12 protein-coding genes are annotated in these 22,496 nt (G+C 54.4%); 7 read left to right on the plus strand and 5 right to left on the minus strand.

All coding sequences use genetic code 11. From position 1 onward, the window contains the following. Positions 1 to 44 precede the first annotated feature (44 nt). The 3 genes from EGT74_RS02920 to EGT74_RS02930 form a co-directional block, all read right to left on the minus strand. Positions 45 to 2,723 carry an ROK family protein gene (locus tag EGT74_RS02920; protein ID WP_123845038.1) on the minus strand — a complete coding sequence of 893 codons (2,679 nt, stop codon included), beginning with the start codon at positions 2,721 to 2,723 and terminating at the stop codon, positions 45 to 47. Next, positions 2,724 to 2,933, minus strand: coding sequence for a hypothetical protein (locus tag EGT74_RS02925; protein ID WP_123845039.1), 210 nt, complete (start codon positions 2,931 to 2,933; stop codon positions 2,724 to 2,726). A 562-nt stretch (positions 2,934 to 3,495) separates the two neighbouring features. Next, positions 3,496 to 4,227, minus strand: a complete 732-nt coding sequence (locus tag EGT74_RS02930) for a GntR family transcriptional regulator (RefSeq protein WP_123845040.1) — start codon at positions 4,225 to 4,227, stop codon at positions 3,496 to 3,498. A 230-nt stretch (positions 4,228 to 4,457) separates the two neighbouring features. On the opposite strand from EGT74_RS02930, the gene EGT74_RS02935 reads away from it, so the two are divergent. From EGT74_RS02935 to EGT74_RS02965, 7 genes are all read left to right on the plus strand, one after another. Next, on the plus strand, positions 4,458 to 6,842 hold the full coding sequence (locus EGT74_RS02935) for a GH92 family glycosyl hydrolase (RefSeq protein WP_123845041.1): 2,385 nt from the start codon (positions 4,458 to 4,460) through the stop codon (positions 6,840 to 6,842). Between the two features lie 44 nt (positions 6,843 to 6,886). Beyond that, complete coding sequence (locus tag EGT74_RS02940; protein WP_123845042.1) at positions 6,887 to 9,676, plus strand: GH92 family glycosyl hydrolase; 2,790 nt, start codon at positions 6,887 to 6,889, stop codon at positions 9,674 to 9,676. 39 nt (positions 9,677 to 9,715) lie between these two features. Further along, on the plus strand, positions 9,716 to 11,005 hold the full coding sequence (locus tag EGT74_RS02945; protein WP_123845043.1) for a GH36-type glycosyl hydrolase domain-containing protein: 1,290 nt from the start codon (positions 9,716 to 9,718) through the stop codon (positions 11,003 to 11,005). 56 nt (positions 11,006 to 11,061) lie between these two features. After that, complete coding sequence (locus tag EGT74_RS02950; protein WP_123845044.1) at positions 11,062 to 13,368, plus strand: GH92 family glycosyl hydrolase; 2,307 nt, start codon at positions 11,062 to 11,064, stop codon at positions 13,366 to 13,368. A gap of 618 nt (positions 13,369 to 13,986) precedes the next feature. Then, positions 13,987 to 16,953, plus strand: a complete 2,967-nt coding sequence (locus EGT74_RS02955; protein ID WP_158617976.1) for a SusC/RagA family TonB-linked outer membrane protein — start codon at positions 13,987 to 13,989, stop codon at positions 16,951 to 16,953. Between the two features lie 9 nt (positions 16,954 to 16,962). Beyond that, the gene (locus EGT74_RS02960; protein ID WP_123845046.1) at positions 16,963 to 18,807 is read left to right on the plus strand and encodes a RagB/SusD family nutrient uptake outer membrane protein; all 1,845 of its coding nucleotides are present in this window, start codon (positions 16,963 to 16,965) and stop codon (positions 18,805 to 18,807) included. 211 nt (positions 18,808 to 19,018) lie between these two features. Further along, a complete protein-coding gene (locus EGT74_RS02965; protein WP_123845047.1) occupies positions 19,019 to 20,329 on the plus strand; it encodes a hypothetical protein in 1,311 nt (436 codons plus the stop codon). A gap of 11 nt (positions 20,330 to 20,340) precedes the next feature. On the opposite strand, the gene EGT74_RS02970 is transcribed toward EGT74_RS02965, so the two are convergent. After that, positions 20,341 to 20,970, minus strand: a complete 630-nt coding sequence (locus EGT74_RS02970; protein WP_123845048.1) for a VOC family protein — start codon at positions 20,968 to 20,970, stop codon at positions 20,341 to 20,343. A gap of 33 nt (positions 20,971 to 21,003) precedes the next feature. Next, on the minus strand, positions 21,004 to 22,320 hold the full coding sequence (locus EGT74_RS02975) for a DUF3108 domain-containing protein (protein ID WP_123845049.1): 1,317 nt from the start codon (positions 22,318 to 22,320) through the stop codon (positions 21,004 to 21,006). Positions 22,321 to 22,496 lie beyond the last annotated feature (176 nt).

Genomic DNA, 22,496 nt, shown 5'->3' on the forward strand with positions numbered 1-22,496 from the left:
CAGTTACCAGATGGAATGATAGGTTGATTGTTAAATACGGGATATCAGCAATGGCTGTCTTTTACATGCGCCACCACCAGGAACGCCGTACCGTTGCCTTTGTTGGTCACTTCATAGCTTCCTGTGGATGCGGGCACAACAAAAGTCTCCGCAAAATAGAACGCCGTCTCGCTGCCGCCGCCGTTTACACTGATCTGTTGCCCTTCTACCAGCATACATATATGGCACTGGCCATTGGTGCTGATGGTGACGCTATCGGTAAACTCATACCGCTGCACGGTGTAAAAATGTTCTTCGTGCGTGGGCAGCTGCAACTTCCGGCCGCCTTCCCATTCCTCTTCCACCACGGGATGCGATATCAATTTGGCTGCAACGTAATCCCCTTTCCGGTCGAAGTACAGGTTATTCAGGGCATGGTCGATGTTAATGGGACGGGGCTGGCCGTTGAGGCCGGGCCGCTGCCAGTCGTATTTTTTGAACGTGAAAATATAAGGCGTGCTGCTGATCTCGAGCACCAGGTTGTTGACGCTGGATGCGTGGATCGTTCCGTTCGGTATGAGGAACAGGTCGTGTTTGTGCGCCGGCAGTTTCTGCACGTATTTTTCCACTTCCATTTCATCGCCGGTGGCCTGCGCTTCAATCAGGGCCGATTTAAATTCTTCCGGGTCAATATCGTCCTGGAAGCCGAGATAAACCGAAGCGTCCGGTTTGCAATCGAGGATATAATAAGTTTCATCCTGTGTAAAGTTTTCGCCGAAATGTTCTTTGGCGTATTCCGGCCGGGGATGGCATTGTATGGAAAGGTTGCCGCCGTTGAACGTATCGAGGAAGTCGAAGCGTATGGGGAATTCCGTTCCGAAGCGCGGAGCCGCCTTGCCCAGTAACTTTTCGTTGTCTGCGTACAGCAGGAAATCAAAGGAAGCTTCCAGCAGGTTGCCGTCGCCTTCCAGCACGATGCCGTTTTCGGGTGTGATCAGTTCGAAAGACCAGGCGTAGTTGATGGCGTCCTGGGAAAGCCCCGGAATGTGTTTTTTCATCCAGTCGCCGCCCCACACCCCCGGCTCGAACCAGGGCCTTGCCCGGAATGGCTGCTGCAGCATGCGGAGCAATGTGCGCCTGAAAGCGTCGCCCTTCATCCAGGTGATCACCTGTATGCGCTGCTCGTCGATCAGGCAGTCTATTGCCGGCAGCAACGCTGCTTTATGTTTGTTGAGCACCGGCCAGTCTACAAAATAAAACCGTTTGTACATCTGTGTACCGTCTTCCGGCCCCTCCGCCCCGAGGTTGGCAATACTGCCGGCGCGCATCCTGAACTGGATCTCGTTTTTGGGCACATCCGCATAGTACAGCTTCCCTTTGATGCCGCTCAATGCGGCGCCGGTACCGTAAATGATGGAAATATCCGCGGCGGGATCCGGTTTGATCTGCCGCAGTTTGCCGGCATCGAAAAAATCCGCCAGTTCCCCGGTGTATCTTTTCCCGAATACCGGGTCGTCTCCATTCAGGCTGTCTGCGATCATCGCCTGTATTTCCGCGGCAGGTTTCAGGCAGGCCCCGATATCGTACCAGAACACCTGTTTATTCCCGGCTTTTAACGCGGCATGCAATTGTTCCCTGAAATTCTCCCACAGTACGCCGCCGTATCCGTCTATGATGATTACTTTTTCTTTTAATACTTCCGCCGCCAGTGAATCAAACCCGCTGTATACTATTTCAGCGGACGGAAAGGATGGATAGATGTCATAAGCCGCTGTAGCGTTTTTCGATACAGTCAATGGTAGCAGTTCCTGAAGCGTTTTTCTCATTATTTTTTTGCTGTTTGAATATTTATCACTGGCCGCAATCGTCGCGATGATCGCCGCCCCGGAAATGATGCAGTCTTCCGTATTCTCGGACAATACGATGTTGATGGTATCGGCCAGATCGCCGATTTCTTTTTTGAACGAAGGGCCGAAGAGGGCAAAAGCCCTGGCGATGTTCCCGCCAATCACCAGTTCGTCGCATCCGAACTGTTGCAGCCAGGGACGCAGAAACTGTCCGAGGCCGGCGCCGAATTGCTGCATTACTTCAGCGGCCGCGGGCTCCCCGCTTTCCACTATTTTTTTCACGCAGGTAATATCCGAACCTGTTTTTTGGGCATAGGCATTTACAATCCAGCGGGTGGAAAAATAGTCGTCCGCCTTCCCTTCACCATAGTCCTGGTCGTACAAGGCGCCGGACGCAGGAATATCCGGATGCTGCATCAATACCCGGCCATCCGCCATGAAAGCGGAGCCCAGCCCCGTGCCCAGTGTCAGGAAAATAGTCCGCCTGCTCCTGAGCCCGAGCAGCCGGTATGCGCCGGCGGCAAAACAGTGCGCATCATTGGAAAACTGGAAATGAATATTTTGCAGGCCCGTCAAATCCTGGATGGCCTGTTTTACATGCAGGCCGAAGGTTTGCTCGAATTTCCCCCCAACGCTGAGAATAGCGCTAACGCCCTTTTCATAATCAAAGGGGCCGGGGAAAGCAATGCCTACGGTTTCGATTGCCTGCACGCCGAACTGGAGCTCTTCGATACAGTCGCTGATCGCGGCCACAATGTTGTAGGCGCTGTCTGCAGAATCGAGGGCCATCCTGTTTTTATGCAACAGCTGCCACTCTCCGCCGGATTCACCGATGAGCGCCGCGGTAATGTGGCTGCCGCCTACATCCACTCCTATTTTTTTCAGACCCCCTTTCATTTATTTCAGAATGTTATAATGCTCCGTGACAGGTAAATTGATCGTTCCGGCGATATCCGGCATCAACCATTCCGGCTTTGAATACCAGTGCGCCGGGCTCATTTTGTTTGAAAACGAGGTCGCCGGTTGAATAGCCTGCAAACTCAATCTGGTTGCGCGATCTTCTGGCGCAGCCGGCGCACCGCTGCGTAGCGAAGCGGCCCTGCCCATAATTAACAATTTCCGGCGCGGTTGGTTTTCCCGCACCATTCTTTCAGAACATCCCGGTATCCGTCCCGCTTATCATACTTACGCATATGTTTGTCCATATGTACATACATATGAACAAACATATTGAACAATCTGTGAAATTCCAAATATATTTTGCGGCTTGATGGTTTTGCATCAATTGAATATTTGTCTGCTTTCATGGAAGGCCTGCAGGCGGCAGCATTGGGGAAAAGAATCGGGTTTACAGCGGGGCACCTGTGGTTACGGATGCGTATCTTTTTCGGAATGCCGGCCGGTGATTGAATGCGCCTGTCAGTGTTGGGGTACTTACAGGTGGAGGGTGTATCGCAGAGCGCTTGCAGGGGTTGGAATGTCGGGAAACAAAACGGCGTTCCGGGGAAACCCGCCGATGTTCGCTTAATTTTTGATACGTGGAACTGATTACGGCATCACGCCGCCGCCTGCCGCTGAAAAAAAGCCCCGGCGAATGTCACCGGGCAATATCTGCTGCTGCCTTTGTGCTGCCGGGAAACGTTTTACGGGAGGCCCGGCGCAATACATGCTATTGTTCCCTGCGGCTTTCGATGGTATAAACAAAACTGTCGGCCCTGTAGAAGCCCAGGTTATATTCGATGGGCCGCTCCGCCTGGTCGAATACGAACCGTTTTCTGCATAATATCGGGCTGCCCGTATCGAGCTGCAGCTTGCCCGCCAGAAATTTGTCGGCCGCCCTGGCGCTGATTTCCTCCTGGGATAGATCCGCCACCACCTGGTAGTCGCTTTCCAGGATCTCGTACAGCGGCCGCTTGAAATCTTCTTCCCCCGTCAGGCCTATCCTTGGATGGAAATAAGAAACAAAATAAACAAAGGGACCTTCGGGCCGCCCTCTTAACTTCTCCAGTTTCAACACCTTCCTGTTCCCCTTTATATCGAAAAAATTCCGCACACTTTCCTCCGGCTTCACCCAGCTCAGGTGCGTCTCGAAATTCTTGATGGGAATGCCCCTCACCGCCATTTCCTGCGAAAAGCTCAGCCAGTTCAGCGCCCTGGAGCTCACCATATTGTTGACTTTGGTACCAACCCCCTTCTTACGGGTGAGCAGTCCCTCATAAACAAGCTTGTTGATCGCCTGCCGCAGCGTCCCGCGCGATATATTCAGCGTCCTCGCCAGCTCAATCTCATTGGGCAAATGTTTACCTTTCTGATATTGCGGCTGTTTGATGATCTTCCGGAGCAGGTCCTCTGTCTGAATGTGAAGCGGAACAGGACTCTTATGGTCTATTGCAAAAGTCATATGTATTTAAGAATATACAATATTACATTTTTTTGCGCCAGTTTGTTACCCGTAATTCCTCCCGGCAAAAATAATCGGCGGAATTGTTGATTATATGTACATATGTATATACATTTGAATAGCCGTATCAGCGGCACGTTATGGATATTTCCGTCAGCGGAGCCGGCCGCCAGTGATCATACCGGTTCCGGTAGCCTGACATTTTAAATGTCGTCAATTCCGATAAGATCATGAAAATTATCAAACTGTCTGCTTTATTCCTGCTGGCGCTCTCCGCCGCCGCTACCGCCCAGGTAAAAACCGGCACGTTCCGTCCCTCCGCGTGGGTAGACCCGCAGATAGGGTCGGTTCACGGCAGGTGGTTCTTTTATACGCCCGCAGCGCTGCCCTTCGGCATGGCTAAACTCGCCCCGCACACCAACGCATACGGCAGCCCGGGGAGCTGGCAGCCCTGCGGCTACGACGACCGGCACACTTCCATCGAAGGTTTCGGCCACTTCCATGAGTTCCAGATCGGAGGACTGGTGGTGATGCCTGTTACGGGCCCGCTGCAAACCACACCAGGCACACTGGAGCACCCCGATTCCGGTTACCGTTCCCGTTTCGATAAAAAGTCGGAGCACGCCGTGCCGGGCTATTATTCCGTGTATTTGAAAGACTATGGCATCAAAGCGGAGCTCACCGCCACCGAAAGAGTCGGTTATCACCGCTATACCTTCCCGGCTTCATCCACCGCCCGCATCATCGTAGACATCGGGCACCGCCAGGGAGAAAGCAGCGGGGTAACGGAAGCCAGCATGCGCCTCTCGGCCCCCAAAGAACTGGAAGGCTCGATTGTGACGTACCCGGAATACCTGAAATTCTGCGACCCGGGGAAACGGGTGAAAATGTATTTCGTCATAAAGCTCAGCAAAGCGCCCGCATCTTTCGGCGCGTTCACAGACAGCCTGGTTTATCAGCAGCAGAAAGAAACACGCGGCACCGGCAACGGCATGTTCCTGAATTTCTCCACCCGGCAGAACGAGGTGATTGAAATGCAGGTGGGGCTTTCTTACACCAGCATTGAAAATGCCAGGAAAAACCTGCTGTCGGAAGCTACGGGTAAAAGTTTCGATGCCGTCAGGAAAACGGCGGCTGACAAATGGGACGAAAAACTGGGGCGTATCCGGGTGGAAGGAAAAGTCAGCATCAACAAAGTGAAATTCTACACCGGCCTCTATCATGCGTTGCTGGGCAGAGGCCTGGCCAGCGATGTGAACGGGCAATACCCGAAAAACCACGGCGGCATCGGCCAGATACCTCCGGGCAAAAACGGCCTGCCTCCCTATCATCATTACAACACCGACGGCATCTGGGGCGCTTTCTGGAATCTGGGCCAGCTATGGGCCCTGGCATACCCGGACTATCAGAGCCAGTACATACAATCCAATCTCGACTTTGCGGAGGAAACCGGCTGGATGCATGATGGCGTGGCGGCCGGCGCGCATTCCAACGGGGTGCAAACGAATTTCTTCGGTCTTCTGATTGCGGCCACCTATAACTGCGGGATCCGGGATTTTAATGTGCAGCAGGCGTACGATGCGGCCTATAAAAACGAAACCGGGTACGTCAACCGCCCCTATGGCTCCGGGAAATATGACCTGCATTACCTGGTGAACCATGGTTACATCCCTTCAAAAGATACCCTGCTTTCCAACGGCTGGAAGTTCAATTTCGGGGCCTCGCACACCCTTGAATTCTGCTTCAGCTCTTACGCCGTTGCACAGTTCGCCAAAGCCATCGGGAAGCAGGACGATTACCGGCGCCTGATGAAACAGGCGGCATGCTGGAAAAATCTTTTCGACACAACCACCAGGCTGATCCGGCCGAAATACGAAAACGGAACGTTCATCGAAAACTTCAACCCGATGCAGCCCTGGAGAGGTTTCCAGGAAGGCAACGCCTTTCAGTACACCTGGTACGTGCCGCAGGACATCGCGGGTCTGATCCGGCTGCTGGGCAAAGACCTCTTCAACGAACGGCTGGAGCATACCTTTGAGGAAAGCCGCAAATCCACCTTCGGCGGCGGCAACGAAATCAACAGTTTTTCCGGGATCGAGAAACTGTACAACCACGGTAACCAGCCCTGCCTGCACCATTCCTGGCTGTTCAACTACTCCGGTAAACCCTGGCTCACACAGCAATGGACACGCACCATCTGTGATGAGTTCTACGGCGCGGAACCATTACATGGGTATGGATACGGGCAGGACGAAGACCAGGGGCAGCTGGGGGCATGGTACGTGATGGCCGCACTGGGCCTGTTCGATGTGCAGGGGCATGCCGCCATGCAACCCACCTTTCAGTTCGGCAGCCCGCTGTTCGAAAAGGTGACGATCCGGTTGCATCCGAAATACTATACCGGTAAAACACTCGTGATCGAATCAGCGAACAACTCGAAGCAGCATATGTATATCCAGTCGGTTTCGTTCAACGGGAAACCCGTCGATAACTGCTGGATTGAACGCAACAAACTGACCGCGGGCGGCGTGCTGCGTTTTGAAATGGGGCCGCGGCCCGATACCACGTTCGGTGTCAACACACCGCCGCCGTCCATGAGCACGGACATGCAATGATAACCACGTTTTCAAGCAACTGACAACATAAACAGCACCATCACATGCGCACCATCAAAATACTGACTGCCTGCTGCACGCTCTCACTGATGCTTTGCAGCTGGCCGTTGTTTGCCGGCCCGGGCAATATCGCCGCCACGGCCAGCGTAACGGCGTCTTCCGAGGCCGGCGGGAAAGGAAAGGCACAACAGGTTGTTGACGGCATTATCAGGACAGACGGCATCGGCGAATGGGTATCCAACAGCAAAGTCACTTTCTGGGGGTATATCGACTACCCCTGGGTGCAGCTGGACTGGAAAACACCACAGACCGTCAATAAAATCGTGTTGTACGACCGGGCTGCGGAAACCTCGCACAATGCCGGCGGCATGCTCATCTTCAGCAACGGCACGCGGATACCCGTTTTCGAAATACCGAACAACGGCGCGCCCAAAGTGGTGAGTTTTGCGGATCAGACCGTGAGCTGGGTGCGTTTCGAAACAACGGATGCCGACGGTCCCAACGTAGGACTGTCGGAAATGGAAGTGTTCCCTGCGCCTGCCCGGTTTGCCGACCCGGTTTCGTGGGTGGACCCGTACATCGAGTCTGCCCGGGGCCGCTATTTTTTCTGTGTTACCGGCAGCCAGCCATTCGGCATGATCAGCGCATCGCCGCTGACCCGCAACAAAAATCAATACGGCGGAGGATACAATTACAATTCGACGGAGGTGCTGGGATTTCCGCAGGTACATTGCTGGATGCTGGCCGGCATCACGCTGATGCCCACCACCGGCGACGTTGCCCCTCACCTCGGGGAGCAGGCCTGGAAGTCGAAATTCTCACACGACGGGGAGATCATCCAGCCGGGGTATCACCGCCTTTACCTCGACAACTATCATACATGGGTGGAACAGACAGCGGGCGACCGCGTCAGCTTCTACCGCTTTACCTATACCCGGGATGCGCTGGCCAATATCCTGATCAACCTGGGCGGTTATGTGTCCACCACCACCATGACCGATGCGCGGGTAGAAAAGGTCGGCAATACCCGCATCGAAGGCTCCGTCAACACCACCGGCCGTTTATGGGGCGGGCCGGAAAATGTGCGGATCTATTTTGCGGTCGACTTCGAAAAACCGTTTGAACAACTGAACGGCTGGGACAACAAACGTGAGCTGCAGGATGTTACCACCTTAACGGGCGGCCCGGAAAAAACCGCCAAAAATCCAGGTGGCCATATGAGTTATTACGATGCCCCCACAACCGGCGTATCCGCACGGTATCGCGTAAAAGCCGGCGAGTCCGTTCAGATGAAAGTGGCGGTTTCCTACACCAGCGTAGAAAACGCCCGGCGCAACCTCGAATCGGAATGCAGGCACTGGAATTTCGACCAGCTCCGTGCGGCCTCCCAAAACGAATGGAATGAAATGCTGGGCCGCATCACCGTAAAAGGAGGCAGCGCCAGCCAGCAGATAAAGTTTTACACCGACTTGTGGCATGTGTTGCTGGGACGGCATAAGCTGGACGATGTATCCGGCGACTACCCCGACAACACCGAAGGGGAACGGCGCGGCAATGCCACTATCAACACGAAGTTTAAAATCCGGACATTGCCCAGGGACAGCAAAGGGAAAGTGAAGTTCCACATGTACAATTCGGATGCCTTCTGGCTGACGCAATGGAACCTGAACGTATTGTGGGGCCTCGCATGGCCCGAAGTGCTCGACGATTTTGCGGCCTGCCTGGTACAATACGCCGAAAACGGCAGATTGCTCCCAAGGGGCCCCAATGCCGGCGGATATACCTATATCATGACCGGTTGCCCCGCTACCAACCTGATCACGTCGGCTTTCCAGAAAGGCGTGCTGACAAAAAAATCCACCGCAACGGCCTACCGCGTGATGAAAGAAAATCATGCGCCCGGCGGCATGATGGGCGGGAAAGACGAAATGGAGTTTTATATCAAAAACGGCTACTACCCTTCCAACGCAGGCATCACCACTGAAATCACGTTCCAGGACTGGGCGCTGGCGCAAATGGCCAAAAAGCTCGGAAAAAAGAAAGACTTCGAATATTTCTCCGCACGGTCGAAGGGCTGGAGCCGGCTGTACGACAGCACCCAAAAATTGCTCTTCCCCAAAAACAAACAGGGAGGATGGGTGCATCAAAACCCGCTCGACGGTAACGGCTGGGTGGAAGCCAACGCCTGGCAGGCCACCTGGTCCGTTTCTCACGACATCAGCCGGCTGGCGAATATGATGGGTGGCAACGATTCCCTCTGCCGACAACTCAATTACGCGTTCGAGCAGGCAAAAAGCCAGGACTTCGTGTTCGGCTACAGTTCCGGTTACGTCAGTTATGCCAATCAGCCCGGATGTTCCAACGCCCATGTGTTTAATTACGCCGGTCGCCCCGACCTGAGCCAGTACTGGGTGAGAAGGGTCAATGAACAGGCCTACGGCGGCATTACGCCGGATAAGGGCTACGGCGGGCACGATGAAGACCAGGGGCAGATGGGTGGCGTCAGCGCCCTGACGTCCATCGGGCTGTTCAGTCTTACCGGCACATCCGGCATCGACCCCGTTTACGACATCACCAGTCCCGTTTTCGACGAAATCAACATCAAACTCAACAACGATTATTACCCGGGCAAAGAGTTTGTGATCAAAACGCACGATAATTCCAGGGAGCATTGTTATATCCAGAGAGGCGCCCTGAACGGGCAGCCGCATCAGCAGTTTTTCTTTTCCCACAGCGATTTCGCGAAGGGGGGCGTGCTGGAGTTATGGCTGGGGCCGGAACCCAGCCGCTCCTGGGGAACGGGTGCATATCCTTTCAAAGTCCCTGCCCGCTGATCAAACTAAATTGAACAATCACTATCAATACTCATACAAATGAAGAAATGTATTCCGTTATTATTGTTGCTTCCTGCCCTTGCGGGAACCGCACAGGTAAAAGAGCCCGCAGGCAGGCAACTCGTACAGGAAATAAAAAACAACGAGTACTTCGCCTTTGTCAAAAACAAAGCGCTGGAGGTCATGAAAACGGGCTTTAATGCCGGCGACGGTTACCGGGAAGTATGGATCCGCGACTACAATACCTTCATCGAACTGGCCGCCCAGGTAAATCCGAAAGAAGTGCTGAAAGAAAACCTGCTGGTCTTTTTCCGGATGCAGGGCGACGATGGCAATATCATAGACGGCTTCACGCCCGCGGAGAAAATCGGCAAAGGCGAGACGGATTTTTCCTATTCCAAACTGGAGCCGCGATACGCCGGTCACAAGAACACCGTGGAGACCGACCAGGAGACCTCGCTGGTACAGGCGGTGTACCGGTACATCCAGCTCACCGGCGACAAAACGATCCTGCAGGAAAAGATCGGCGATAAAACGGTGGCGGAACGGCTGGAATTTTCGATGGACTTCCTCATGAACCACCGTTACAACAAACAGTACGGGCTCATCATCGGCGCCACCACGGCAGACTGGGGCGATGTACAACCAGAGCACGGCTGGGGCGTTGACCTGGATGCCAACACACATCCCGCCATCGATATTTACGACAACGCCATGTTCATCGTGGCCCTGAATAACCTGATGGACATTCTTCCCGCATCCAGGCAGAAATGGCAGCCGGTGAGGAACAGGCTTATGCAAAACAGCATGAAACATTTATGGGATAAAAAGGAACAGAAGTTCATTCCGCATATCTATCTCAAAGGTTCTCCCTTCCCCGCCGGTTTCGACGAGAACAAGATCTATTATTTCGGCGGCACCACCGTTGCCATTGAAGCAGGCCTCCTCAGCAAAGCGCAGATCAAGGCTTCGCTCGATGAAATGGTCAAAAGGGTAAAACTCGCCGGTGCAGCTTCCATCGGCCTCACGCTGTACCCTCCCTACCCGGAAGGTTACTTTGCGAACAAGATCATGAACCCGGTTTACAGCTACCAGAACGGCGGCGACTGGACGTGGTTCGGCGCCCGGATGATACAGCAACTGATAAAACACGGTTTTGTGAAGGAGGCCTACGAGCAGATACAGCCCATGGTAAAACGTGTGAAAGACAATAACGGCTTCTACGAATGGTATTCGGTAGATAATAAACCCCGGGGCTCCGGTACGTTCCGCGGCGAAGCGGGCGTATTGTACACCGCTATCGTGATGCTGGAGAACCTGAAAAAATAATGATGGGGATACTCAAAAAAACACAATATTTACCGCGCATTAATTCCACGAAGAAAATGAAGCATCGTCTTTACCGGCTGCTGTTGCTGCTGACGACAGTACCGCCATCCGTTCACGCACAGCGCCAACCGGAACGGCCGGTTGATCTCGTTGTACCGCAGATGGGTACGGCACATTCCCGCTGGTTCTATTTCTCATCGGCCAGCGTACCGTTCGGCATGGTGAGTTTGTTCCCGGACAATAACAGCCTCACCGACTGGGAAGGCGGTTACCGGTATAACATCGATACCATCCGCTGTTTCAGCCACATTCACGAATGGCAGCTGTCCGGCCTCCCCGTAATGCCGGTCGCTTTCACAACGGAGGCTGACCTGAAGGGGATTTTCAACAATCATGCTTCCCATTTCAGCCACGCCAATGAAGTGGTGAAACCCGGGTATCACAAGGTAACGTTAAGCCGCTACGATATCGACGCGGCGCTGACGGCCACCAATCACGCAGGGTTTCACCGGTATACGTTCAAAAAGAGCGGGCACCGGGGCATCCTCTTCGACCTCGGCGGCAAGCTGGGAGGCATCAACATGGTGCGGGGCGGCTTTCAGCAAACGGGCCCCAACCGGATCAGCGGCTTCATCGTCAACGGCCCTACCATCCGCAAACCGAAAGAATACACCGTCTATTTCACCGCGGAATTCAGCCGCCCGATGAAGCGCACCCTGCTGTGGGCCGAGGGCAGTACCCGGGAAAACAGCCGGGAATGGCGCGGGAAAGACGGCAAGTTGCTGGTAGCGTTCGACGATGCTGCCGGCGCGGTAGACATGAAAGTGGGGCTTTCCTTTGTGAGCGAAGCAGGGGCGGCCAACAACCTCCGGAAAGAAATCGGGGGATGGGACTTCGATGCCACCGTCCGCGATGCGCAAAACAAATGGAACGCCCTGTTGTCGAGAATAAAAGTGGAAGGCGGCACCCTCGTGCAAAGGCAGCGGTTTTACACCGACCTGTCGCACGCAATACAGGGCCGCCGCATCATCAACGATGTGGACGGCCGGTATACCGATTGCACGGGCGACACGCCGCGCGTACGGCAATTGCCGCTCCGCAGCAACGGCACGCCCCGTTTCAACATGTACAATTCCGATGCTTTCTGGGGCGCGCAATGGACGCTCAATACGCTGTGGCCACTGGTATATCCCGACATCACGGAGGAATTCTGTAACTCCTTCCTCGAATACTACAAAAACGGCGGGCTCATACCACGCGGCCCCGCGGCCGGGAACTACACCTATGTGATGACGGGCGCATCCACCACGCCTTTTTTTGTGAGCGCCTGGCAGAAAGGCATTCGTGGCTTTGATATCGGGCTGGCGTTCGAGGGATTGAAAAAGAACCACCTCCCGGGCGGCATGATGGGAAAGATCGGCTATGAGCACAAGACCTCGAAAGGCGGCGGTATTGAATTCTATATCAGCCATGGGTATGTTCCATACCCGCTGTCGAAAACCATCTACGGCATGCACCAGGACGGTGCTACCATCACGCTGGAAAACGCTTACCAGGACTGGACGCTGGCGCAGCTGGCCAAAGCCCTGCAGAAAACGGACGATTACGCCTATTTCAGCAAAAGGGCCGGCAACTATAAAAACATTTTCAACGCCGAAGCCGGTTATTTTGTTCCCCGCGACAGCGCCGGGCGATGGCAGCATCCTTTCGATCCGCTGAAATCAGACAAGGGTTTTGAAGAAGGGAACGCGGCGCAGTATCTCTGGTATGTGCCGCATCACCTCGATTCGCTGTTTGCGTTGCTGGGTGGAAAAGAAAAAGCCGCCGACCGCCTCAACCAACAATACGAAGCCTCCGCGCCGTCGCGCTTCATCGGTTCGTGGATCAATTACGAAAACCAGCCTTCCATCCAGACGGCTTTCATATTCAACCATGCCGGCAAACCCTGGCTCACCCAGTACTGGGTATCACGGGTGATCGACAGCATCTATGCGGATATCTCACCCGAGGGCGGATTCATCGGGGACGAAGACCAGGGCCTGATGGGCAGCCTGAGCGTACTGCTGAAACTAGGGCTGTTCCAGACGAACGGCGGCACCGAAGCCAATCCCAAATACGAACTGACGGGCCCGCTGTTTTCCAAAGCCACCATCTACCTGGATCCGAAATACTATCAAAGCAAAACCTTCACCATCACCGCAAAAAATGTATCGGCCACCAACCGGTACATCAAAAGCGCCAGCGTGAACGGGGAAAAACTGAAGCAGTTTTTTATCCGGCACGATCAGATCAACAGGGGTTGCGAACTGCGATATGAAATGGACAACCAGCCTAACTATCAGTTATTCGAAGCTGCCCGTTAATAAAATTTCGTGTTACAACGGCAATTGCCAGTAACAACAGCAGTTGGCCGGCACGCAAAAAGTTGAGATGCTATCTCAACTTTTTGCGTTTTATGAACATCCTTGAAACGGCTTGCCACAGCTGATTTCATCGCCACCTCCGCTATCTCCGGCAATCCCGCCCCGCGCCTACACCGCAGCAGGCCGCTTCCCTTCCTCACATTTCGCAACATTCGATCCCCGCAGATATTTTCTTCAAAAAAAAGTTGCAAATAAAAAGTTTTCCACTACATTTGATATGTATATACATTCGTACATACAAACATATCGAAGAACCGAAATCGAGAGGCTCCAGTGGAGCAAAGCCTAACATGTAACATCAGGCCCCAACCTGATTGATGCTATCAGTATATACAAGTGAGACGACCAGAATCTATGCTCTTATTGAACAGTATGATATTTCAAATACAATAAACCACGGTTATGCAAACACTTAAACTATCACGTGTTTGGTACAGGGCTACATGCACGTTTTGCTGGCTGCTGCTACCAGGTCTTTCAGGCTCCGCCCTCCGGGCAAATGACAAGCATGCTCCGCCTGTTGCAGCAATTCCCGCGGGCTTCGAAAAAACGGCCGTCATGCGGGAACAGGTCGTCAAAGGATTAATCACCGGGGACAAAGGAGAACCGCTTCCAGGGGTGAGCATTTCGGAGAAAGGCACCAATAATGTGGCCGTATCCGACCAGACGGGAAGATATTCCATCAAGGTAAAAGACGCCAACAGCGTGCTGGTGTTTTATTTCATCGGCTACCTGACCAGCGAGGTGAAGGCGGGCTCGTCCGCTACCGTCGATGTAAAGATGGAGCTCCTGTCGAAAAACCTCAACGACGTGATCGTAGTGGGATATGGCACCCAGAAGAAGAAAGAGCTCACCAATGCTGTGGTGCAGATATCGGGCGCGGAAGTCAAGAAGTCGACCGCCGTATCGGTATCCAACTCCCTCTCCGGCCGCCTCGCCGGGTTATTCGTGAACCAGCGAAGCGCGGCTCCCGGCTTCGACGATGCGCAGATACTGGTGAGAGGCCCGAACACCTACCGCAACAGTTCCGCGCTGATCGTGATAGACGGGGTGGCCAATGCAGACCCAGACGGTCTCAACAGGCTCGACCCGAATGATATCGAATCCATTTCCGTGCTGAAAGACGCATCGGCCGCCGTTTACGGGGCACAGTCCGCCGGCGGTGTTATTCTCGTTACCACCAAACGGGGAAAAACGGGCAAACCTTCCTTCGATTTCAGCACCACGCATTCTTACCAGACCCCGACCATGAAAGTAAAATCGGCCGGCGTATTCGAATACATGAATGTGCTGAATGAAAGAAGGGCGCTGGAAGGCACGCCGCCGGACTTCCCGGATGCCCTGATCGAATCTTTCAGGAACGGCACCAGAAGGGCGGAAAACTGGTTCGATGCCCTGATAGGCCCTCCTGCCAAACAATCCAGGCAATCACTGACCATGAGAGGAGGAAGCGAGAAGGTGAGATATTTTGTGTCTCTCGGTACCGCATCACAGGGCGGCATCATGCGCGGCGACGATAAAACGAAACTGCGGCAGTACAACGTAAGAAGCAACATCGACGTGTCGGTTACCGAAGATTTCGAAGTGGGCCTCGACCTTTCGTTCCGCGAAAAAAACACGCAAACGCCGCAGGCCGGCTCCGGGCAGATCGCCTACTTCGCGAGCACGAGCCCGCTGCAGGAAGCATATATCGGCGGCGACTACCGGTATCCCGGCGAAGGATGGTCGCACCTCAACCCTGCCGCCAGGCTGCTCGGCCCGGGCTACCAGCGGTATAAAGCGGATGTCAGCAACGGCACGCTCCGGTTCAAATACAATATGCCCTTCGTAAAAGGTCTCACGCTCGACGGTTTTGCATCCGTCGCCAAAACCATGCATTACGACAAAACCTTTAACTATACCTGGTTCTATTACGAAAGAGGCGCCAACCCGGGAGAAGTCATCAAACGGAAGTCGAGAATAGTGGAAAACACCGGCATCACCGAAAACTTCCGGCAAAGCCTGGGCGTTACCGGCAACCTCAGACTGTCTTACAACACCACCATCCGCGATCACAAAATAGGCGCGTTCGTTGCTTACGAGCAGATGGATTACAAAGACAACTTTTTCTGGACGGCCCGTTACGGTTACGACTCCCCGCTGATCGACCAGATTTCCGCGGGCAGCAAAGATCGCCAGAACTGGAACAACGACGGCGGCGCATCCGAATTTGCCAGGAAAAATTACTTCGGCCGCCTGACTTACGACTACAAGGGGAAATACCTGCTGGGTTTCAGCGCCCGGTACGACGGTTCTACTATTTTCCCGAAAGAAAGCCGCTTCGGTTTTTTCCCGCAGGCATCGGCGGGATGGGTGATCAGCCAGGAATCCTTTATACCTAAAAATATTTTCAGCAACCTGAAGATCAGGGCATCGTGGGGGAAGCTGGGTAACGACCGCGTGGATCCCTTCCAGTACCTCGGTTCCTACGGCTATGCGGCCGGCTGGGTGGTGAATGCGGCAGACGTGCAGGGCATTGCGCCCACCCGCACGCCGAATCCCCGCATTACCTGGGAGGTCAGCGAAAAAACCGACATCGGGCTGGAAGCGGGCTTTCTCAACAACAGCCTGACGTTCGAGTTTGATGTTTTCAACACCAACACGTCTCACATCCTCGGTAAAAGACAGGCTTCCGTTCCCGGTTATACCGGCCTGGTGCTGCCGGACGAGAATATCGGCAAGATGAACAGCAAGGGCTTTGATCTTACGGCAGGTTACCGGCAAAACTTCGGCCGCCTCGGGCTGAGGACCAACGGTAACTTCTCCTACGCACAGAACAGGATCGTGTTCTTTGATGAAACACCGCAGTCGCAGCCATATCAGAAACAGGAAGGCAAACCGAACGGCGCCATCCTGGTGTACAAAACCATCGGTATCTACAGGCAGGCGGAAGACCTGAACAAATATCCCAGCTATAGCGGTGCGCGCACCGGCGGGCTGATCTTCGCGGACCTGAACAGCGACGGCAAAATCGATGCGAATGACCGGTACAGGCTGGATGCTTCCGCATTCCCCAAAGCGCAGTTCGGGCTCACCATCGGGCTGGACTACGGGAACTTCGACCTCACGATGCTGCTGCAGGGACAGACCGGCGCAAAATGGCGGCTGAATACGTCCTTCAACTCCGGTTCGGGCGGGAACGGGTTGCAATATGTGGCGCTGAACGCCTATTCGCTCAAAAACGTCAACTCCGTGCTGCCGATGATAGCGCCCACCGGCGTGGCGGCATCCGACGCCGATTTTTATTATCACAATGCTACCTGGGCCCGTTTCAAATCGGTGGAACTGGGGTATACGCTCCCGAAGAACCTGTTGTCCAAAGCCAAAATATCGGCATTCAGGGTGTACCTGTCCGGCGAAAACCTCTTCATGCTCTACAACAACCTGAAGCAGTACGGAGCCGGCGATCCGGAATTCCTGCTGAGCAACGGCGGCGGATATCCTAACATGAAAACACTCAGCTTCGGCGCTAACCTTACTTTCTAAACATTGATTATGAAAAGATTGAAATTCCTACAGATAAAAGCCGCGAAAGTTTATTTCATCCTGTTCTGCGGCGCGGTGGCCGGCACTTTTTCGTGCAACAAGGATTTGCTGGATAAAAAACCGCTGGACAAACTGACGGATGATGCGGTGTTCTCGGACGCCACCTTTCTTCAGAATTACGTGTACAATGTGTACAACGGCATGCGGCCCATCTGGGCGCCCGGTACGGGAGGATTTGAAGCGTTGACGGATGTGGCCGTGTCCCAGCCGGAAACACACGAAAGGTCCGCCGGCATCCGGCAGTACATCGAGGGGAACATCTCGCCTGACAACGTAACCGATCTGACCAACATCTGGAACGAAGAGTACGGATATATCCGGAAAGCGAATGTTTTCTTCGAAAGGATCGCCAATTCCACTTTCGACCCTGCGGTGCTGGATCCCATGAAAGGCGAAATGCATTTCCTCCGGGCGTGGATGTATTTCGAACTGATCAAAACATTCGGCGGGGTGCCCATCATCACCAAAAGCTACAAACTGGACGACGGCAATTTTGATGTGCCGCGGAACACCTACGACGAATGCGCAAAATTCATCCTGGGTGAATGCGACCTGGCCGCCGGCCTGTTGAAAGCAGGCACACCCGTAGCCGGGAAAATATCGAAAGCCGCTGCATTGGCGCTGAAGGCGCGGGTGCTGCTTTATATGGCCAGTCCGCAGAACAACCCCTCTAACGACAGGGCCAAATGGCTGGCTGCCGAAGCCGCCACCAAAGCCGTGATCGACCTCGGGTTCTCCCTGCACCCCACGCACGACGACCTGTTTACAAGGCCGCTGAAAGGCTCGGAGATCATCCTCGGCAGATCTTCCACCACAGGCACCAGGGTGCCGGGATGGGGCTTTAATTACGATTACTGGCCCTGCGGTTTCGACGCCCAGCAACGGCTCATGCCTACGCAGACGTTCGTGAACATGTTCCAGCTGACGAATGGCCAGTATCCCTACCTGGCGGACGGCGTTACGGTAAACCCGGCAGCGGGCTACGATCCGCAGCAGCCGAACAAGAACAGGGATCCCCGGTATTACACCAGCATCATTTACCCCGGCGCCGGGCCCTTCACCATCAACGACGGTTCGAAGAGCACCGTGCGCACGTATGAATACTGGGAAGACGCCAACCCGAACGCCAACAACGCACCGCCATACACGAATCCCAATAAAACGGACCCTAAAAACGGGCAAACGCTGTTCGACTTCGGGCGCGACTCCAAGTCGTACTGGATAAAAGGCCTGACGCCGTTTCACTGGAGAGTGCAAACCGGTTATACGTTCAGAAAGTACCTCGACTTTACCGGCCCGCGCGCGAGCTTTGAGCACGATTACAAGCAGGCTGTCGTTTTCCTGAGAATAGCGGAGTTTTACCTGAACTACGCCGAGATCCAGATCGCACTGGGCAATGAGGCCGTGGCGCGGGAATACATCAATAAAATCAGGAAAAGGCCATCTGTGAACATGCCCGATATCACCAGCACCGGCGCAGAACTCGTAAGGGACTACCGCAACGAAAGAGCGATCGAGCTGCACCTCGAAGATCACCGCTTCTTCGACCTCCTCCGCTGGAAAGCCGCTCCCGGCAACATCGACATCCCCATCCGCGGGCTGACCGGTGTAACCATGGACTGGACCGGCGCACAAGCAGGCGACCTCGCCGGCAAGCTCACATACACTTACGGCGTCATCCAGGCTGCGGAAGTGAGGAAACCGTGGAAGGGCGATCATTATTACCTGCTGCCCATTCCGCGCGATGAAATCAAAAGAAGTCACGACGCGATCAAACAGAATCCAGGCTACTAGACCATCATGATAAAAACCGGGAGGAGTATGCACGAAGGTGCATGCTCCTTTTTTTATGGCTATGGCCGGGACGCGGCCGCAGGAATACGGGCCGCTTTTCATTCCACCAGCGAATTCCGGCAGGCTGAAGCGTTTATTCGTCATCCGGGCGGACCTGCCGGGGCGGGATGAATAGCGCTGGTTATTTTCGCCTGCTATAAATTCCGATATCATGCAACCTCTACCCCGGTACTTCGCAGCTTATATATCCCTGTGCATTCTCTTCTGCAGCTTCATAGCCTGTAAAAAGAATCCCCGCAGCGAGGGGCCATCTTCCCTCACTCCTGCCGTCACCGCCAAAGGCGTCACCAAAGGAGCAGGCGTGCAGCAGGTGATCGGCCCGGCCGGTGGCACCCTTACCAGCGCCGACGGTAAACTGACGGTCAGGGTCCCCGCCGGTGCGGTAACGGCCAACGCCACCTTCGGCATACAGCCCATCACCAACACCCTGCTCAACGATACCGCCAAAAGGGGGTTCCGGCTGACGCCCGAAGGCACCGTTTTCAGCAAACCGGTGGAGGTGATCTACCATTATGCCGGGGATACCGAAGGCATACGGCCGGAGTTGCTGATGGCGGGGTACCAGACGGCCGAAGGCACCTGGAAAGCGGTGCCGGCGAAAGTCAACACCACCACGCAGCAGTTCAGCTTTCAAACCACCCATTTCAGCGACTGGATGTTCAACTCCGCGGTGGAACTGAAAGCATCCAAACAATATGTGTCGGTGGGTGAAAAAGTGCAGCTGGAGGTGACCGGCGTTGTGATGCTCGACGATGACCTGCTGGCGCCTTTACCCGTCGGCGATTTCAGTGGCTGGCTGGAAGATTTCGACTGGAACCTGCTGAACAACTTCGGCGCGCTCACCTACAACGCCAACGACCCCAGTAAAGCGGAGTATGTGCCCGATCATCCCGAGCCCGGCGGCGACAACAAAGCGGAAATATCCGTTACCTGCAAAGGCAACATCAGGGTAAAAGACGAAAACGCGCCCGGCGGCTATCATACCTTCAAACAGCTCATCCTCCTCACCAGCATCGACATTCTGGGCGATGTATTCATGGCCGGCGATTTCGGCGAACCGTTCAACATGACGGAGGTGACCGCCCTGCTGGCGAATGGCCGCATTTACGTGACTGGCCATTCCGCCAACATCAGTGTCGGCTTCGAGGCCTACGGCTTCCAGGCATCCGGGTACCCGAGCGGGGAGCGCGGCACCATCGGCCAATCGTACACCCACGCCGGCAGATCGCTGGGCACACAAACTTTTTCTTACGGTTCCGAATATGAAGAATGCGGGCCGCCGCGCGTCAAGCGGTTCTCATCGGGTGTGCTGAACATTAAAACATGGGGAAAGGTGGGTGAACCGGTAACAGGTTCTTTCAGCGGCACGCTGTATACCGCCGACGGCTTTGACGCCAACGGGTGCCCGGTGTACAAGGAACGTGCGCTGAACGCTACGTTCAAAACGGTGCGGAGCCTGTAGCAGTACGCTGGTTACTCTTCGAAGCGGTAGCTGGCGTGCGTATCGTAATCGATACCGTGTTTTTTCTTCAGTTCCTGTATATAATCGAGTGTATTCAGCGTATGCGGGCTGGCCACGGTGTCGCCGATCCGTTCAAAGGAGTGCAGGAGCATTTCCTCGAGGCAGCTGCTCACGCTCATGCGCTTGTGCTCGGCCAGGTCGTTCAGTAAAGCCGCCAGCCGCTTTTCGAGGCGCACCGGCACGTCTACCCGTTCGATCTTAACGGCGGGCCCCTGGTTGTAGATGTAATTGCCGAAGCCGATGCAATTGCCGTACGGGTCGCGTGTCATATAATCGCGGATGCCGTAAGGGCGGTCTTCGATCGGTTCTATGATGTCGACGCCGTTGGCCTGATGGAAGGCATACAGCTCGTCCGCATTGTCTACGATGAAATTCACGATGGAAGGCCCGTTCGCATACGATGGGCCTGCTTCCAGGTGCAGTACGGAATTTCCCAGGGACACCCCGCCGAAAGTAGGCGGCTCGCCCCAGGAGAATTGATGGGTGAAGCCGAGGCGCTCCACGTAAAAATCAATGGCGGTAAGGATATCCCCCACCTGTATGGTGGGGAATACCAGGCTGTGTTTGACTTGCGGGTTCATGTTAACTGTATTTAAACCGAAACACGACGACCATTACAATGTCTTCTTCAGTTTGATCTCCACCTTCTCCCCGTCTTTATCGATCGTCACCGTCTTCCTGACACTGGCCGCGGCGTTCGAATCATAGGCCCTGGAAGTCGTATGGGTCATGGTGCCCTGGTAGAGCCCGTTGACGTACCTGTCGCTATACCCCGTTACTTCCGTTCTGTGGGTCGTATGCGTATAACCGAATTCGCTGAAGACCAGGTATTCTCCCGGCGTCAGGTTCACGAACTCGAAACTTCCCTTATCGTCGTAGATCGTTGTTACTTTGATACATTCGGCCGCTTCTTTGGGCAGCGGAATGGCCTGGCCCTTTTTCCTCGACGCATCGTTCACCTTTACCCATTCCCTGAAGAAATCGGTATAGGGGATCAGCACGACCGATGTGCCTTTCCGGGCGTACTGTTTTTTGTTGACGTTGAGCACCGCGATGCCGCCCAGCATACTACCCGAGTTTTGATTATCTCTTGCAAAGGCCTGCCCGCTGATCACCGATTTGCCGGACTTGATCATTTTCATCGCGGTGGCCTTATCGAATTTGCTCTTGATGGGATTATAATCGGCTTCCCGGTCGATCATCGCGATTTGCTGGCCTTTGGTCTGGATATCCACTTTCCAGAGCCGGCGGGTTTCCTTGTCGATGTAATATTCGTAGCGGTCGTTGGTGGCCGGTTCAAAAACGCTTACCTGCCAAACCTTACGGGTGCCGCTGTGGCTGCTGGTGTAGGTGTTGCTTTTTACTTCCTCTATCACCGCTTTTTTGATGTTGGTGCTGTTGTCGGGTTTATAGTCGTATACCGGCATGGTGGCGCTGTACCCGGATGCGAGCGGCAGCAGGCCCAGTAAATAAGGATAGGCGTAGCTGTCGAAAAAAGCCTCCTTCACCGCTTCTTTCACGGTGGTGCGCTGGTCGGTCTGCCTGTCGTAATAATAGCCGGTCACTTCCTTGCCGTACGTCAGCACCATTTCCCGGTTCCTGTTGAACGAAGAGCGGTAAATGGGCTTGAAGGAGGCATCGGTGATGCTGGTGTCGATCCACATATCTTCCGATCCCACGAGGTTCATGGCGGTGTAGATGGACACGGTTTCTTTATTGGCGTTGATCTCTATCGCGAACGAACTGATCTGCACCGGCTCGCCGCCGTTGTTGATGAAACAGGCCATTTCGAACTGCCCGTTTTTAAGCCATTTGCTCTCCAGGGATTGATTGTCAGGTTTTACGATGGTTTGCCCCTTGCTGCAGGTTACAGCGCATACAAGCGCCACGGCGGTCAACGCCCGGAATAGTCTGAAACGGGTAACGGTCATGTTGTGATGTTTTAAAAATACTAGTTTATGCTGCCAGGGTACGGTGCAAATTTAGGGAAAAAACGAACCCTACAACCAGCGGCATCCACATCCCCGTTTTACAGGTACGGTCAGCTACCTGTTTCCAGGTAATAAAAAGGCCCGCGCAATGCGCAGGTCTTCCTTCCAATGCTTTG

It is taken from the genome of Chitinophaga lutea (assembly GCF_003813775.1).
Taxonomy (GTDB): Bacteria; Bacteroidota; Bacteroidia; order Chitinophagales; family Chitinophagaceae; genus Chitinophaga; species Chitinophaga lutea.